General features: G+C 51.1%; 14 protein-coding genes. 12 read left to right on the top strand and 2 right to left on the bottom strand.

Annotated elements, in window-relative coordinates:
* The 9 genes from F3I21_RS16775 to F3I21_RS23260 all read left to right on the top strand — a co-directional run bounded on the left by F3I21_RS16775 (position 1) and on the right by F3I21_RS23260 (position 10,243).
* Positions 1-1,155, top strand: coding sequence for a DUF2169 domain-containing protein (locus F3I21_RS16775; RefSeq protein ID WP_150059362.1), 1,155 nt, complete (start codon positions 1-3; stop codon positions 1,153-1,155).
* Entirely contained in the window at positions 1,148-2,440 is a 1,293-nt protein-coding gene (locus F3I21_RS16770) for a PAAR-like domain-containing protein (protein ID WP_021506802.1), read from the top strand. Before F3I21_RS16775 ends, F3I21_RS16770 begins: the two co-directional genes overlap by 8 nt.
* Positions 2,441-2,447: 7 nt before the next feature.
* The gene (locus tag F3I21_RS16765; protein ID WP_223815708.1) at positions 2,448-3,203 is read left to right on the top strand and encodes an ankyrin repeat domain-containing protein; all 756 of its coding nucleotides are present in this window, start codon (positions 2,448-2,450) and stop codon (positions 3,201-3,203) included.
* Positions 3,204-3,337: 134 nt separating this feature from the next.
* Positions 3,338-3,595: a hypothetical protein gene (locus F3I21_RS23430; protein ID WP_223815707.1), complete on the top strand. Its 258-nt coding sequence runs from the start codon at positions 3,338-3,340 to the stop codon at positions 3,593-3,595.
* A complete protein-coding gene (locus F3I21_RS16760; protein ID WP_255467582.1) occupies positions 3,592-3,951 on the top strand; it encodes an ankyrin repeat domain-containing protein in 360 nt (119 codons plus the stop codon). The genes F3I21_RS23430 and F3I21_RS16760 overlap by 4 nt, the downstream gene beginning before the upstream one ends.
* 212 nt (positions 3,952-4,163) lie before the next feature.
* Positions 4,164-8,081 (top strand): RHS repeat-associated core domain-containing protein, encoded by a 3,918-nt coding sequence (locus F3I21_RS16755; RefSeq protein ID WP_150059361.1) that lies wholly within the window; start codon positions 4,164-4,166, stop codon positions 8,079-8,081.
* Between the two features lie 37 nt (positions 8,082-8,118).
* Positions 8,119-8,658 carry a hypothetical protein gene (locus F3I21_RS16750; protein WP_223815706.1) on the top strand — a complete coding sequence of 180 codons (540 nt, stop codon included), beginning with the start codon at positions 8,119-8,121 and terminating at the stop codon, positions 8,656-8,658.
* A gap of 474 nt (positions 8,659-9,132) precedes the next feature.
* Entirely contained in the window at positions 9,133-9,444 is a 312-nt protein-coding gene (locus tag F3I21_RS16745) for a hypothetical protein (RefSeq protein ID WP_150059359.1), read from the top strand.
* A gap of 535 nt (positions 9,445-9,979) precedes the next feature.
* Positions 9,980-10,243 carry a hypothetical protein gene (locus F3I21_RS23260; protein WP_190286105.1) on the top strand — a complete coding sequence of 88 codons (264 nt, stop codon included), beginning with the start codon at positions 9,980-9,982 and terminating at the stop codon, positions 10,241-10,243.
* Between the two features lie 169 nt (positions 10,244-10,412).
* Here the strand turns inward: F3I21_RS23260 and F3I21_RS16735 are convergent, their stop codons facing one another.
* The gene (locus tag F3I21_RS16735) at positions 10,413-11,087 is read right to left on the bottom strand and encodes a YtjB family periplasmic protein (RefSeq protein WP_150059357.1); all 675 of its coding nucleotides are present in this window, start codon (positions 11,085-11,087) and stop codon (positions 10,413-10,415) included.
* 107 nt (positions 11,088-11,194) lie between these two features.
* Between F3I21_RS16735 and serB the strand changes: the two genes are divergently transcribed.
* From serB to nadR, 3 genes are all read left to right on the top strand, one after another.
* Positions 11,195-12,172, top strand: a complete 978-nt coding sequence (serB, locus tag F3I21_RS16730) for a phosphoserine phosphatase (protein ID WP_021506809.1) — start codon at positions 11,195-11,197, stop codon at positions 12,170-12,172.
* Between the two features lie 13 nt (positions 12,173-12,185).
* Positions 12,186-13,568: a DNA repair protein RadA gene (radA, locus tag F3I21_RS16725; RefSeq protein WP_021506810.1), complete on the top strand. Its 1,383-nt coding sequence runs from the start codon at positions 12,186-12,188 to the stop codon at positions 13,566-13,568.
* 310 nt (positions 13,569-13,878) lie between these two features.
* Positions 13,879-15,105 carry a multifunctional transcriptional regulator/nicotinamide-nucleotide adenylyltransferase/ribosylnicotinamide kinase NadR gene (gene nadR / locus F3I21_RS16720; RefSeq protein ID WP_010618490.1) on the top strand — a complete coding sequence of 409 codons (1,227 nt, stop codon included), beginning with the start codon at positions 13,879-13,881 and terminating at the stop codon, positions 15,103-15,105.
* 49 nt (positions 15,106-15,154) lie between these two features.
* On the opposite strand, the gene ettA is transcribed toward nadR, so the two are convergent.
* Entirely contained in the window at positions 15,155-16,822 is a 1,668-nt protein-coding gene (gene ettA, locus F3I21_RS16715) for an energy-dependent translational throttle protein EttA (RefSeq protein WP_071813584.1), read from the bottom strand.
* Positions 16,823-16,899: the final 77 nt, after the last annotated feature.

The following is a 16,899-nucleotide window of genomic DNA, read 5'->3' as shown; positions in this document are numbered from 1 at the left end:
ATGGAAAATTTTGTCAACTATAGTGCTTTCCCGGCACAGCTTTTTGAGTCGATAGACCAGCACGATCATGGATTTAGTGTGCTGGTGACACGCGTCAGTTACGATCTGGATATTCACAGCGGCCAACTTACGTTATGCGAAGATCAGGGTGAATTGGTTGAACAGGATGAATATTACGATGAGCCGGGCAGAAGCAGTGTTCGATTCGAGAGCGATCTGGCACCCTATAAGCCGCGTTTGGATGTCATTATCAACGGTAGTGCTCACGCTCCGGAAGGTAAGCCGGCGCGTCATTTCACCGTCGGAGCGCGTATTGGCGATTTTACCCGTTTACTAAATGTGTATGGCCCACGCGAGTGGCGCAAAATGGTGGCTAGCTGGCAATTAAGCGAGGCCAAAGCGATAACGGCTCTCGAATTACGTTACGAGCATGCGCAGGGTGGAATGTTCCGCTTAGAGCATGGCGACGAGATTGCATCCGCCACTAACAGCGTCGGTGTTGGCTGGCTACCCGCCAGGGCGCAGAAACAGCTTAAGCTACAGCGTATCGCAGCGCCACAGTTTGAATTACTGCCCCAGCCGATCAAAAACATTGATGATGAAACCTTACCTGCCGGTTTTGGTTTTTATGGTCGTGGCTGGAAACCGCGTATTGGCTTTGCCGGTACTTATGACGAGGCGTGGAAGCAGCAGCGTCATCCTTTTCTGCCGCAGGATTTTCGCTTTGATTACTGGTGTGGCGCTCATCCGTGGATGCAGTTTCCATTACCCAAGCCGCTGTCACATATTCCGGTTACGCTAAAAAATCTTATCTCACAACAGGATAAGCCCGGACAGGAAATCAGTTTTTCAGTACCGGTTGAAACCTTATTTGCCTTTGTCACCACACAACTGGGGGCTGGAGTAAGCTACGATTTGCAGCTGGACACGCTGGTGATTGATTTGCCCGAGCGCAAAGTGCACTGTACTTATCGCACAGTTTTTTCTGAATTGCTTGAGGCAGCAGTAACAGAGTTACGCTTCATCACTGCAAAGGAACGTAAGGCAATAGTGCAGAAGGCACAACAACAGATCACGGATACCAATGACGATAGTTTTACCCCGCTGCCGCCTTCACTGGTAGGGCTCATCTCGCAGGAGTCAGGTCATGGCTGATAATTACGCTGCACGCAAAGATGGTGTGTATAAAGTGGTGGGATTACTACCCGATTTGTGTTTCACCCCCGGCATTCAGCCGCCAGTGCCATATCCGGTTACTGCCACACTGGCACCCTCGAAAAGTACGGTGGAAAGCGTACGCTTTAATGGCCACCCGGCATTCGTCTATGACATTAGCTTTGTGCCGACGACGATTGGAGATGCGGCCGGGCGTAACAAGGGCGTAGTCAGCGGTACAGTTGAGGGTGACTGCTGGTCAATTGAGCACAGTCCGGATACCTATATCGGTGGTTTTCCCCTCAACCGCGTACAGGATATCTTTGCCATGAACGGCAAGGCCAAGGGAGGGCGCGGCGGTAATCTGACCAAAAAAGAAACCTGGGAGCGACGCAAGGCGCTGATAGCAAAAGGTAAGCAGAGCAGTGACCCAAAAGTTCGGGCAGCCGCTGAAAGGCTGGAACTGAATAATACGGGGATGGAAAAAGCGAGACTTGCCGACTATGTTTATGAACCACGTGATCCCACTAAGCCTATGCCAGAAATACCTGAAGGCTGGAGTGACATTAGTAATGATCCTGAAGCTCTAACCAAATATGGTTTGTCACCGCGTGACTTAAATGCGCCCGGTGCACCGCAATTCAAAGCTAAAGTCTATGCTCCAGATAAAGAAGTATTTGGAGATGATATGTCTGCTTCAGTGGTTTTTCGGGGTACTCAGTCTGGACCTGACTGGGCAGCCAATGCGCAGCAAGCATTAAATCTTCCCACCCCATACTATAAGCAGTCAGTGGAAATTGCGTCTCAGTTGGAAAACACCACGGCTAAGATTGACTGCGTTGGGCATTCACTTGGAGGAGGCATGGCTTCAGCTTGCTCTAGGGGAAGCGGAAAACCAGGCTGGACATTCAATGCGGCAGGATTAAACAAAAATACTGTTAATAAATATGGTGGTAGCGTAATAGATCGCACCGTTGAAAATGAAAACATAAACGCTTATCGCGTTAAAGGTGAGGTATTAACGTCGGCTCAAGAGCCTGGCTTGTGGGGAGGCGCGCTGGTCGCTACTTTAGGTGGTGTAGGGGCATTACTGGGAGGTGTTGTAGGAGCTGCTATTGGTTCAACTTTAGGGATGATCATAGTTGCTCTGCCTGCTGCACTTGGATTAAAACACGATATGGATGGTGGCGTAGGAAATCCAGTCAATAGGCACTTCATGAGTCAGGTTATCCCGTGCATAGAAGCAGAAAAACAGGCTGATGAAGAAACATTAAGTACATTATGAGGCTTGTATGGTCAAAAATATAAAAAATATCAAAAGTATCATGAGGTTATTTTTATTTGTTCCTTTTGCTATAATGTCTAATATAGGATGTGCAAGTATGAAAGTGTCTGAGCCAGAGGCTTATTTTAGCGGCGAGCAGCTGCAATTGGCCCAAGCGATTAAAGAAGGGAATATTAAAGAAGTTGAAGCCTTATCTTCTAATGTGAATTTAAATAAGCCAGGTGGTGAGGACATGACTATACTGGTTTATTCATTGCTCGTAGCAAGTAGTAATGATACAAAAACGGGCTTTGATATCATCTCTTTACTAGTTAAGTCCGGGGCAGATCCACTATTTAATATACCAAATTACGGAAGTGCGGCTGAGGTGATGGCGACTTCAGACGATCCTCGTTACCTGAAGGCATTAATTGATGGCGGTCTGGATAAAAATGCAGTGAGCAATTATCGTCCGCTAATTATTAATGCAACTTCCCACCATTCAAGAAAAGTGCTGGAATATCTGGTCGGTATCGGTGCTGATGTAGATCAACCTGACTCAGCTGGCAAAACTGCACTGATGGTGGGATTGGGGAGGTATGATTTAGATGAAGTTGATTTCCTGTTACAACATGGTGCAAATCCTAACGTAAAAAATAAAGCAGGCTGGGGTTTTAGAGAAATGCTACAGAAAAAAATTGAAAAAGGCGACAATGATACTACAATGAAAAAACTTCTCGAAATCAAAAAAATAGCCGAAAGTAAAGGCATGAGGACCTTTTAAGAAGGAAAGGGAGTGCTAAAAATTATTACAGGGACGTACTGCATAAAGTTCTTTGCTTTCGTATTCATTCTTCTTGTTGTGAATAAATGTCTGGCTAAGGCTGTTTCAGCTGAAAATAATTCTCAGGTTATGCTTTGAAAGCCGCTGTTGCTATCAGAGAGGGAAACGCTTTTGCAGTGGATACCTTAGCTAAGGTCGATATCCTGAATATGTCAGGCAAGAAGGGAATGACACTTTTGATGTACGCGCTTTTAACCGCAACAAACAAAAAAACAGATGCCAGTTTTCAAATCGTAACCGAACTGGTAAAGAAAGGCGCGGATCCGTTGTACATTATTCCTCAATATGGCAGTGCTGCAGATGCTATGGCCCGCTCAAACTTAAGGCATTGATTGCGGGAGGTCTTGATAAAAATGCTGTTAGTAGTGCACGTCCATTGATCATGAACGCAACGTCAGAAAACTCAATGCCTGTGCTGGAATATCTTGTCAGTATAGGTGCCGATGTTAATAAGCCCGATACCGCTGGTAAAACGGCGCTTATTTTTGCTTTGACAAGAATGGACCTCGATCAGGTTGAATACCTCTTACATCATGGCGCCAACCCAAACGCAGTGACGAATGCTGGATGGGGGTTTAGCAATTTACTCGAAGACATGCTTAAGAAGGAAGGTAAAAACAATGATGCTACGGCACTTAAATTAATGGAAATCAAAAGACTTGCTGTTGCTAAAGGCATGCGGATTTGAGTTTTAATTTTACTGTTGTTACCTCTTAATTTATGGGGTTCTATGATTTCTCCACAAAAGATATTGCCTTCAGCCTGAAACCTCAACCTATAGATTAGCTAGTCGCCATTTTAAATGGCGGCTGCGTCAACGTTACTTTATCTTTTATTAATCTGAAAGTACCCGCACATATCCTTACTCATTAATACCTGAATTTCCTGCACGGAGCTCCAATGGCAACCGGAAACACGATTGGTAAATTACAATATGCGCCTGCGCCCCAGGGCCACGTTACGGCGGGCAGTGCCAACCCGCCTAAAAAGAAAAGCTGGTGGAGCGATTATGGCGACTGGGTACACACCGGCCTTGATGTCCTTGGCGCAGTCCCCGTCATTGGTGCCGTAGCAGACGGCGCTAACGCTGCTATTTATACCGCTGAGGGAGATTATGGCAACGCGGCACTTTCAGCTGCCTCTGCTGCAGCCAACTTTGTGCCTGGCGGTGGGGCAGCTTTTAAAGCGGGTAAGCTGGCAGCGAAAGCTGGCAAAGCGGTTGAGGCAGCAAAAGTCGGGAAAACCGTCGCCAAAGAAAGCACAGCACTGGCTGAAAAGGCTGCAGTGAAGGCAGAAAGTTCTGCTGCCAGAGCAGAAACTAAAGCAGCAAAAAAAGAAGCTGACGAAGTTATTAAAGCGAAAAAGGCCGGCAGTAATAAAGGCGGAAATGATAAAGGGCATGGGCAGAAAAAAACTGAGCCCTGCAAAATTCCGCAGAGGCCGTTGCCAGAGGTTGAGATGGCAATCGGTAGTCCGGTAAATCCTTTGCTGGGTATTAAATTACTTTTTGACGATCAAGATAAAGATTTTTCTTTTCCCGCTGCGGTACCGCTTAACTGGCAGCGTTTGTATTTCTCTGATGAAACAGGTAACGGCTGGTTAGGTCAGGGGTGGTCTTTACCTTTTGCTCAGGAATTACGCAAAGACAACGAACTGCTGATTCTGGTTGATGAACAGGGTCGAGAAATTGATTTTCCCTGGCCACAGTCGGGTCGGGAGCCGCAGTTGCATCGCTATGAGCAGCTATTACTTTCCCAGCCACAGCCGGGCGAGTTTTGCATTTCTGCGCCTGATGAAAGCCAGAACTGGCACTTCACTCATCAGGCAGGAGAGGGCCGCTGGCTACTTTCGGCAATCAGCGATCGCCACGGTAACCGCCTTACTCTGCAGTACAACGCGCAACATCAGCCGATATTAATTACTGACAGTGCAGGACGACGCTTCAATATTACATTTACCCGACTGATGCTTGATGAAGATCGAAGCGTAGAACGTATCACTGCCGTAAGCGTTTGTTATCCGTCTGCCCCCCTGAGTGCCGAAAAGCTCTGCAGCTATGATTATTCTTCTGAAGGAGATTTAAGTGCTGTTCGCAATGAGCATGATGAGGTGCTGCGTGAATTTCGTTATCGAAATCACGTAATGGTGGCACATCGTCGAGCGGGCGAACTTGAGTGTTTCTATCACTACGATAAACACGCACCGGATGGCAAAGTACTGGCGCATCGTGACAGCCTTGGCGGTGAATGGCGTTTCGAGTACGCCAGTAACAGTACAACCGTCACTGACGCATTGGGCCGCGTCACGCGCTATGACTTTGACGATAACCACGAGTTAACCGGTTTTCGTGATGCTTCGGGCGGCTATATCCGCATTCGCCGTAACGCGCGTGGACAGATAATACAGCTTACTGATCAGGCTGGCCGTGTGACGCGTTATCGCTATGATGAGCGCGGTAACTGCACTGCTGTTATCGAACCGGATGGCCAGACGACACGCTTTGACTACCATGCTCGCTGGAACCTGCCAGTGCGGGTTACAAACATGCTGGGCGGTATTCGCGAATACCATTATGACGTTGCAGGCAGCCTGATTCGTTTCACTGATGAGATTGGCCGCATTACCGAATATAACCATGACGATCAGGGTAACCTGGTTCGTATCCGCGACGCGGCAGCAGGTGTTCAAAAGCTGAGCTGGAACAGTGCCGGCTTTTTAACTAGCCATACCGATTGTTCCGGACGCACCACATGCTTTGATTATGACAAGTACGGCTGGATCAGGCAGCAAACTGATGCCGCAGGCAACGTTACCACTCTTTATAACCGTCGTGATGGTCTGCCACAGCGCATTGTGCATGCGGATGGCGGTGTCGAGCGCTTCGAGTTTGACCGCTGGCAGCGCCTGACAGCCTGGTATGACGCACAGAATCAGGCAACACGCTGGACGCTGGCGGGGGACGGTCTGCCGTTGACGCGAACAGATGCGCTCGGTAACCCTATTAGCTATGAATACGATCGCGCACGTCGTCTGGTTGCTCTCATCAATGAAAATGGCACGCGCTATAGCTTCAGTTACGATGCGCATAACAACCTGATCGGTGAACAGAGGTTCGATGGTTCTGCCACCTATTATGAATATGATGCCAGTGGAAATGCGCTGACGCGTACCGAGCGAGGCGACGGCAGCGGCCCGGAAATTCGCACGCATTATCGGCGCGATAACTGCGGCAGGCTGCTTGAGAAGCTGGTGGCACGCGGCGGAGATGCAAAGTGGCAGCGTACCCGCTTCAGTTACGATGCGCTGGGACGTCTGACAACTGGCGTCAATCACGGCGGACGTGTGGAGCTAGAGTGGGATGATGCCAGCCAGTTGCTGGTGGAGCGCAGCCTGATTCGTGGTATTAATTACGAGCTGCGCCATCAGTATGACGAGCTGGGTAACCGTACTCATACCAGGCTACCGGACGGTCGTGAGCTGAGTAACCTTTATTATGGCAGCGGTCACCGCGTGCAGGTCAATTTTGGCGGTCGCGTCATCAGCGAAAGCGAACGTGACATGCTGCACCGTGAGGTGCGCCGTACCCAGGGAGCGCTGGCCAGCGAGTATGTTCATGATGAGATGAGCCGGCTGGTGAGCCAGCGCGCTATGCGCGGTGACAGCACGGCGGTGGCACGTGATTATGTATGGCAACGCAACGGCCAGCTAATGCAGATGGTCGATCACTACACCGGTGACCACCGCTACGAATATGACGCACTGGGCCGACTCACGCGAGCGCAGGATGAGCGGTTTGCTTTTGACCCCGCACATAATTTGCTGAATGAGGTCGGCGCGCCGCCGTTGAAGGATAACCGTCTAAGGGTGCACGAAGACCGGCGCTGGGCGTATGACAGCTTTGGCAACGTGGCTGAGAAGCGCATTGGTCGGCATACGGTGCAACAGTTTTCCTGGAACGCCGAGCACCAGCTGACAGAGGCGGTAAGCACGCGTAACGGCACAGAACAGCGCACTACTTACGGCTACGATGCGTTCGGTCGACGCAGCTGGAAACGTGACGCCTTTGGCGTGACGTGCTTTATCTGGGACGGCAACCGTCTGCTGAGCGAAGTGCGTGGCTCGCGCCAGCACATCTGGATTTATGAAGACGAGAGCTTTGCACCACTGGCACAGATCAGTCTGCAGCAGGGTGAAACGGAGCACGCAGCGCAGGTACACTGGTATCACAATGACGTTGCGGGCATGCCGCGTGAGCTGACCAGTGCGGATGGTAGTGTAGCGTGGCGGGCAGAGTACCGGGCGTGGGGCAACACGGTGCGGGTAGAGCATGCGCAGGTGCGCCATGCTGAGCCGTTACACCAGCCGTTGCGCTATCAGGGCCAGTACTACGATGCAGAAACGGGTTTGCACTATAACCGGTTCCGCTACTATGATCCGGATACGGGTCGGTTCATCAGTCAGGACCCGATAGGGCTGGCGGGTGGGCTGAATCTTTATCATTATGCGCCGAACCCGCTGGCATGGATTGATCCCCTGGGTCTTTCAAAATGCCACTTAGATAATCCTAAGAAAAAAGTAAACAGTGCTGAAATAGGCGATATAGTAAGGACTCCATCATCACATCCTGAAGATTTTGTTAAAGTAAAAGGTGGGAATTATAAGAATAATCATACAAATGAAATATGGAGTAAAAGTAATACATCGCATAGTGATAAACAAGGTGAATGGAAAGTTGGTATAGGTAAAGCGGAACCAAAGCCAAGGCATAAAATAACTATAGGTATGAGTGATGGAAAGATCATTAAAATCGATAAGTAGCCTCTCACTAAATGAAATTAATTTCTCTGGATTTAGATTGTCTAAAAGTTGGGTCGGTTTTTTTGAAAAAAAAGATTCTTTTTCATACCCTCTAATTGACGAGGCTATTTCTTTATTCGAAGGGTTTTTTGGTAAAGAAGATGAAGGTGTAATTGTTATTGCAGCTCTTTCATTTAATGATGAAAGAGAGGGTGATAAAGAAACGATTGATAATTATCAGGCTTTATATGAGGAGATGAAAGATAAAAAATTACTTTTGCCAATGACCGAAGAGTTTGAAAGTTATCTTTATGGTGATTCTTGTTTGCCGGCTTTTTCACTCAGCTTAAGTAAAAAAAGTCATGACTTCAGAGGCCTATCAAGATTGATGATGTGTCATGCTGGAGTTGTTGGTCAGGTTTGTTTTTATATTAATCTGGATTTAAATGTGGCCATTTATCCACATGATGATGTCGGATTTGGGTGTATTGCTCTTAACGAGGAATATAAAAAATGTGAAGAGTTTCTGCATTATTGTGCGAAAAATGAATCGTTTAATGTTTTTATTGATAGCGATAATGGATTGGTAAAGTTATGATTGTTGATGTGTTTGCAAACTTATTCTTAACTTGCTTGTCCAGAACTTTATGGATAATTGGCTGTGAGTGTAAATAATAACGCCAGGGCGCCATTGATTAAGCTAATATAACTCGTGCGAGGCTAGTGGTATTATAAAGGTGTGAGGGATATAAAGTAATGCCATTGTAGTGACGAGGCTGGTTTTGGTCTTGATGTTTTACAGTGATCTTTATTTAATTAAGTAATAAATATTGTAACTTTCATTAGTTGGTTGTTTTTTCGTTGGCTTTTTTTAGTGCGTTTTTATCATCATTGATAAATGGTTTTTACGGGTTTTTAGTCTTTAGGGTCATTGTCTAACCGATATTTTATTGAAACACATGCCCCAACCTTAAGCCACAATAAATTCGTAATCAACGGTTTCATTCTGATTAATTAACTGTTGTTGACAATATTAAAATTTATAATCACATAATAATTAAAGGGGGTGGTGGTGTCGAGAAATAAAAAGAAAATATATTTAACAGAGGCTGAGGCAATTGATTTATATAAGGAGGTTTATTATATATTGGTGTCATTAAATAATATAGCTCATTATTATTATAACGAATCAACAATCAATGAGGAGAAGCGAAGAGCGTATGAGCGAGAAACTACCAATTTCATTGATGATAATGATGTTACTACATTGTTATCGAAGATGAGAGGAATGATTGGAGGTAAATTTGACCGTGAGCCTGGAGAGGATGATATGGACGATTTGGAGAGAGCTACTGAAAACACTAAATATTGGGAAGGTCCATAATTATCAGAGCATTAGCATAAAATTTAATTCAAACTATCCTTATGTCGATACATTGCTATATCTTTTCGGGTAAGGATAGTGCTACAACTTTCCATAAATTTCAAGAATAGTAGATGACCATTAGGGATAACTGGTGGTTTAAACATTTAAACATGTGTGCCTGATTATTAAAGCTTGAACGATTCGCGGACTTTACCAAATAAACGCCACGAAAAGAACATAGTTTTAACAATTCGATCTATTAATAGAAGTTTAAAGATTATTATACTTAGCGTGATAAATTAGCGCTGATGTCATAAGATGATTGCAAAATAGTCGTCACAGTTGTTATTGCGATAATAAATTTCCCTATTGTGCCAAAAACTAACAATCCGTCATGACTGGAGAGTAATCATAATTAATCTATTGGAACTTAAAGCCCCGAAGTGAAGATCCTGCAGCTGCTCAGGGCGCTGGATATCCTGGCTTAAGATATCAAGCTGTGGTTTCAAATCTCCCCCTGAACATAGGTTGTTAAAACTATGAGGGTTCGCTGGTGAATGCTTTAAATGATTTAATGAGATCGCTCGAAAAAATGATAGTTGAGCTTAATGCGAATGGTAAAATTGAGTCAGCGATTTTTTTCACTAATTGGTATAATGAAATAATCAAGTGTGGTGATAAAGTTTCTCTTGAAATATTAGAAAAACTATCAACATGCAGAGCTATGTCTCAATATGCTAATTTCTCCCAGAAAGAAGAAATGCTGCTTGATGATGTCGTAGATAATGCAATAGCGGTTAAAAATAAGGTCCCATAATAGTAGCCGGACGCAATCTTAACGATCCTTCCGGCTTTTTCTCTTAAGCTGCCAGTCGTCAGAATCAGGCTGTCCTGTCCAACTTTCACCGTCACTCTGTATCCCATCTCAGCCAGCCACCTCCCGGCAATATTAACCTGCGACGTGCTTCTATAGAGAGCTATCTGCCTCAACCCTCTTTCCTCTCCGTCTCCACACTCTCCGCCGCCGTCTCTTCCTCTTTATCTTCTTTCACCGTTCTGCTGGCCGTCAGCAGGAACGGTGATTGCTGCCAGCGGGTACGGCGATCGCGCAGCAGGGTACGGGTCAGGATAATGCCGATCGCCAGCGCCAGCAGCATCATCAGGCGCAGAATATTAGTGGTGTTATCCACCTGACGCGATTCCGTCACCAGCACATGGGTATCCAGCGTAATACGCAGAAAACCCTGCGGACCCTCTTTCCCTTCCAGCGGCTGGACAATCTGATGATTGAAATAGCTACCGGCACGTTTACCGTCGAGCGCCAGGCGGTCGCGCACATTAATACTCTCACCGCTGTGGGCCACCAGGCTGCCGTCGTCGGCATAGACCGAAGCATCCAGCACGCGGCTGTTATCCGTCATCTGATTCAGGATGGCTTCAATCTGCGTGCGGTTATCGTCGCTGTTATCCATGAGCGGTTTCAGGCTGAACGCCACCTGGCGCGTCAGCGTGTGCGCCAGCTCCTCGACCTGTTCGGAACGGGCCATCTGATGGCCAAGACTAAACCATGACGCGCCCTGCATCAGCACCACTAACAGCGCCAGCGAGATAAGAACGATCACCGTGCGATGCAGGCGAAATTTCAGTGTGGTTTTGACCATCAGAAACCCGTGTGACGTAACAGCAGAAAGGCTGGCAATTATGTTGCCAGAACCCGCGCAGACAAGGTAGCCTCTTGCGTGGTTTTGTTGTCCCTACAGGAGCTGTAATGCCAAATCGTCTTACCTGGTGCGATCTGCCCGCCGATGTCTCTCTTTGGCCGGGTTTACCCCTTTCCCTGAGCGGTGATGAAGTGATGCCGCTGGATTACCGTGCCGGTCGGACTGGCTGGTTACTGTATGGGCGCGGGCTCGATAAACAAAAACTGACCGATTATCAGCATCAGCTGGGCGCGGCGATGGTGATCGTCAGCGCGTGGAATGTCGATGAGTATCAGGTAATCCGGCTGGCGGGCTCGCTGACACCGCGTGCCAGCAAGCTGGCGCATGAGGCTGGCTTTGATGTGGCGCCGCTCGGCAAAATCCCTCATCTGAAAACGCCAGGGCTGCTGGTAATGGACATGGATTCCACCGCCATCCAGATCGAGTGCATCGATGAGATCGCCAAACTGGCGGGCTGTGGCGAACAGGTGGCGGAAGTGACGGAACGCGCGATGCGCGGCGAGCTGGATTTTAAAGCCAGCCTGCGTGAGCGCGTGGCGAAGCTGGCCGGCGCTGACGCCAACATCCTGAAGCAGGTGCGCGACACGCTGCCGCTGATGCCGGGCCTGACCACGCTGGTGCACAAGTTGCAGGCGCTGGGCTGGCAGGTGGCGATTGCCTCGGGCGGGTTCACCTTCTATGCCGATCACCTGCGGCAGACGCTGCATCTGGCCGCTGCGGTGGCCAACGAACTGGAAATGCGTGACGGTAAGCTGACCGGCGAAGTGCTGGGGCAAATCGTCGACGCGCAATTTAAAGCCGATACCCTGAACAGTCTGGCCCAGCGCTTTGACATCGCACCGGAACAAACCGTGGCGATTGGCGATGGTGCTAACGATCTGCCGATGATTAAAACGGCGGCGCTGGGTATCGCCTATCATGCTAAACCCAAAGTGAATGAGCAGACGGAAGTGATTATCCGCCACGCTGACCTGATGGGGGTGTTCTGCATTCTCACCGGCAGCCTGATTCACGAAGAGCGTTAACTGAGGATTTGATTTGGCCAAAGCGGCAAAACGCGCCTTCGTCTGTAACGAATGCGGCGCTGACTATCCGCGCTGGCAGGGGCAATGCAGCGCCTGTCACGCCTGGAATACCATTACCGAGGTGCGCATTGCCGCCTCGCCTGCGGCCGCGCGCAACGAGCGCCTGAGCGGCTATGCCGGTAGCGCCGGTACCAGCCGGGTGCAGAAGCTGTCGGAGATCAGTCTGGAAGCGCTGCCGCGTTTCTCGACCAGTTTTAAAGAGTTTGACCGCGTGCTGGGCGGCGGCGTGGTGCCGGGCAGCGCGATACTAATTGGCGGTAACCCTGGTGCCGGTAAATCGACGCTGCTGTTGCAGGTGATGTGTAAGCTGGCGGAAGGGATGAAAACCCTGTACGTCACCGGCGAAGAGTCGCTGCAGCAGGTGGCGATGCGCGCCCATCGTCTGGGATTGCCGACGGAAAACCTCAATATGTTGTCGGAAACCAGCATCGAGCAGATCTGCCTGATCGCCGAGCAGGAGCAGCCGAAGTTGATGGTGATCGACTCGATCCAGGTGATGCACATGGCGGAGATCCAGTCATCGCCGGGCAGCGTGGCGCAGGTGCGGGAAACCGCCGCTTACCTGACGCGCTTCGCCAAAACGCGCGGCGTGGCGATCATCATGGTCGGTCACGTCACCAAAGATGGCTCGCTGGCCGGGCCGAAGGTGCTGGAGCACTGCATCGACTGTTCGGTGCTGCTGGACGGCGATGCCGATTCGCGCTTCCGCACGCTGCGCAGCCACAAAAACCGCTTTGGTGCGGTGAATGAGCTGGGCGTCTTTGCCATGACCGAGCAGGGCATGCGCGAAGTCAGTAACCCGTCTGCTATCTTTTTGTCACGCGGCGATGAGATCACCTCCGGCAGTTCGGTGATGGTGGTCTGGGAGGGCACGCGCCCGCTGCTGGTTGAGATTCAGGCGCTGGTGGACCATTCGATGATGGGCAACCCGCGCCGCGTGGCGGTTGGACTGGAGCAGAACCGTCTGGCGATTCTGCTGGCGGTGCTGCACCGTCACGGCGGTCTGCAGATGGCCGATCAGGATGTATTTGTGAACGTGGTCGGCGGCGTCAAAGTCACCGAGACCAGTGCAGACCTGGCGCTGCTGCTGGCGATGGTGTCGAGCCTGCGCGATCGCCCGCTGCCGCAGGATCTGGTGATTTTTGGCGAAGTCGGACTGGCCGGGGAGATTCGTCCGGTGCCGAGCGGCCAGGAGCGCATTTCCGAAGCGGCCAAGCACGGCTTTAAGCGCGCCATTGTGCCGGCAGGGAATGCGCCGAAGAAGGCGATTGACGGTATGAAGGTGTATAGCGCGAAGAAACTGGCGGACGCGCTGGCGATTCTGGACGAGCTGTAAGGTGAGTTGTTGGGGGGAGGTTGGGCTTGTGCTCCACCTTTTCCCTCACCCTAACCCTCTCCCGCTTACGGGAGAGGGAACCGTTCGCAGGGGCGGGAAGTACGGTACCAATCTGTTGTTAACCGCTCTGTTCAGGATTTTCCTCCTCGCCCGCTTACGGGAGAGGGAACCGATCGGAGCGGCGGGAAGTACGGTACCGATCTGTTGTTAACCGCTCTGTTCAGGATTTTCCCCCTCTCCCGCGGGCGGGAGAGGGCCGGGGTGAGGGCCCGCGCGCACCATCCCTCTAATTCCATGCAGGAGGCACCACATGTCATCGTTTGACTATCTGAAAACCGCGATTCGCCAGCAGGGACACACATTGCAGCAGGTGGCTGATGCCAGCGGGATGACCAAAGGCTATCTGAGCCAGTTGCTGAATGCCAAAATCAAAAGCCCGAGCGCGCAGAAGCTGGAAGCGCTGCACCGTTTTCTCGGGCTGGAATTCCCGCGTCGCGACAAAACCGTGGGCGTGGTGTTCGGGAAGTTCTATCCGCTGCACACCGGTCACATCTACCTGATCCAGCGCGCCTGTAGCCAGGTCGATGAGCTGCACATCATCATGGGCCATGACGATCCGCGCGATCGCCAGCTGTTTGAGAACAGCGCCATGTCGCAGCAGCCCACCATCAGCGATCGTCTGCGCTGGCTGCTGCAGACCTTCAAGTACCAGAAAAACATCCGCATCCATTCGTTCAACGAAGAGGGCATCGAGCCCTATCCGCACGGCTGGGATGTGTGGAGCGCCGGTGTGAAAACCTTCCTCGCGGAGCAGGGTATTGAGCCCGACTGCGTATATACCAGCGAAGAACCGGATGCGCCGATGTATCAGCAGCATCTGGGTATTCCGGCGGTGGTGATCGATCCGCATCGATCGTTTATGAACATCAGCGGCAGCCAGATTCGTCAGGATCCGTTCCGCTACTGGGAATACATCCCGACTGAAGTGAAGCCGTTCTTCGTGCGCACCGTGGCGGTGCTCGGCGGTGAATCGAGCGGCAAATCGACGCTGGTCAACAAGCTGGCCAACATCTTCAACACCACCAGCGCGTGGGAGTATGGCCGCGATTATGTCTTCTCGCACCTCGGCGGCGACGAGATGGCGCTGCAATACTCCGACTACGACAAAATCGCGCTCGGCCAGGCGCAATACATCGATTTCGCCGTCAAATACGCCAACAAAGTGGCGTTTATCGACACTGACTTCATCACTACCCAGGCGTTCTGCCTTAAGTATGAAGGGCGCGAGCACCCGTTCGTGCAGGCGCTGATCGATGAGTACCGCTTTGACCTGGTGATTCTGCTGGAAAATAATGTGCCGTGGGTGGCCGACGGCCTGCGCAGCCTCGGCAGTTCGATGGATCGCCGTGAGTTCCAGTCGATGCTGGTCACCATGCTGCGTGAAAATCACATTGAATATGTGCACGTCAAAGAGGATGACTACGACACACGCTTCCTGCGCTGCGTCGAGCTGGTGAAGCAGATGCTGGGCAGCTAGCGCAGCACAACAAAAAAGGCGCCGCGGCGCCTTTTTGTTATCACAGCGATTACTTCGCCATGCGCTTGTACTTGATACGCTTCGGCTCCAGCGCTTCGGCGCCGAGGGTGCGTTTCTTGTACTCTTCGTACTCGGTAAAGTTACCTTCGAAGAACTCCACCTTACCTTCATCCTGATAGTCGATGATGTGGGTGGCGATACGGTCGAGGAACCAGCGGTCGTGCGAGATCACCATCGCGCAGCCCGGGAACTCCAGCAGGGCGTTTTCCAGTGCGCGCAGGGTTTCGATGTCCAGGTCGTTGGTTGGTTCGTCGAGCAGCAGCAGGTTGCCGCCCACCTGCAGCAGTTTCGCCAGGTGCAGACGACCACGCTCACCACCAGACAGTTCGCCGACGCGTTTGCCCTGATCGGTGCCCTTGAAGTTAAAGCGACCAACATAAGCGCGGCTCGGCATCTCGGTATTGCCGATGCGCATAATGTCCTGACCGCCAGAAACTTCTTCCCACACGGTTTTTGAATTATCCATCGCATCGCGGAACTGGTCGACCGACGCCAGCTTCACGGTTTCGCCCAGCTCGATGCTGCCGGAATCCGGCTGCTCCTGGCCTGACATCATGCGGAACAGCGTCGATTTACCGGCGCCGTTAGGACCGATGATGCCGACGATGGCGCCTTTCGGCAGCGAGAACGACAGATCGTCAATCAGCACGCGATCGCCATACGCTTTGCTCAGATTCTTCACTTCCAGCACTTTGTCGCCGAGGCGCGCGCCAGGTGGAATGAACAGTTCGTTGGTCTCGTTACGTTTCTGATAATCGGTGTTGTTGAGCTCTTCAAAGCGCGCCAGACGGGCTTTGCCCTTAGACTGACGGCCTTTCGCGCCCTGGCGCACCCACTCCAGCTCTTTCTCGATCGATTTACGACGCGCCGCTTCCTGAGAAGCCTCCTGCGCCAGACGCTGATCTTTCTGCTCCAGCCATGAAGAGTAGTTGCCTTCCCATGGAATGCCTTCACCACGGTCCAGCTCCAGAATCCAGCCGGCAACGTTATCGAGGAAGTAACGGTCGTGGGTGATGGCTACCACGGTGCCTTCGAAGTCGTGCAGGAAACGCTCCAGCCACGCGACGGATTCGGCATCCAGGTGGTTGGTCGGTTCGTCGAGCAGCAGCATGTCTGGCTTTTCCAGCAGCAGACGGCACAGCGCGACGCGGCGGCGTTCACCACCGGACAGGTTGGCGATTTTGGCATCCCACTCCGGCAGACGCATGGCATCGGCGGCGCGGTTCAGCTGGGTTTCCAGGTTGTGCCCGTCGTGTGCCTGGATCACTTCTTCCAGACGACCCTGCTCAGCGGCCAGCTTGTCGAAGTCGGCATCCGGATCGGCGTACAGCGCGTACACTTCGTCGAGACGCTTCAGCGCGCCAACCACTTCCGCGACGGCTTCTTCCACCGACTCACGCACGGTGTGTTCCGGGTTCAGCTGAGGTTCCTGCGGCAGATAGCCGACTTTGATGCCCGGCTGCGGGCGAGCTTCCCCTTCGATATCTTTATCAATGCCGGCCATGATGCGCAGCAGGGTCGATTTACCCGCGCCGTTCAGGCCGAGTACGCCAATTTTGGCGCCAGGGAAAAAGCTAAGGGAGATATTCTTCAGAATGTGACGCTTCGGCGGAACCACTTTGCCGACGCGATGCATGCTATAGACGAATTGAGCCACGTTGTGATGAGCCTCTTGGTCTGTAATGGGTGGAACGTCAGATGCTGAAGTTTAGCCGTTTTCACCCGGCAATCACA

It is taken from the genome of Pantoea sp. B_9 (genome assembly GCF_008632015.1).
GTDB lineage: Bacteria > Pseudomonadota > Gammaproteobacteria > Enterobacterales > Enterobacteriaceae > Pantoea > Pantoea dispersa.
Note: the sequence above shows the minus strand (reverse complement) of the source record. Positions and strands in the feature narration are given on the sequence as shown.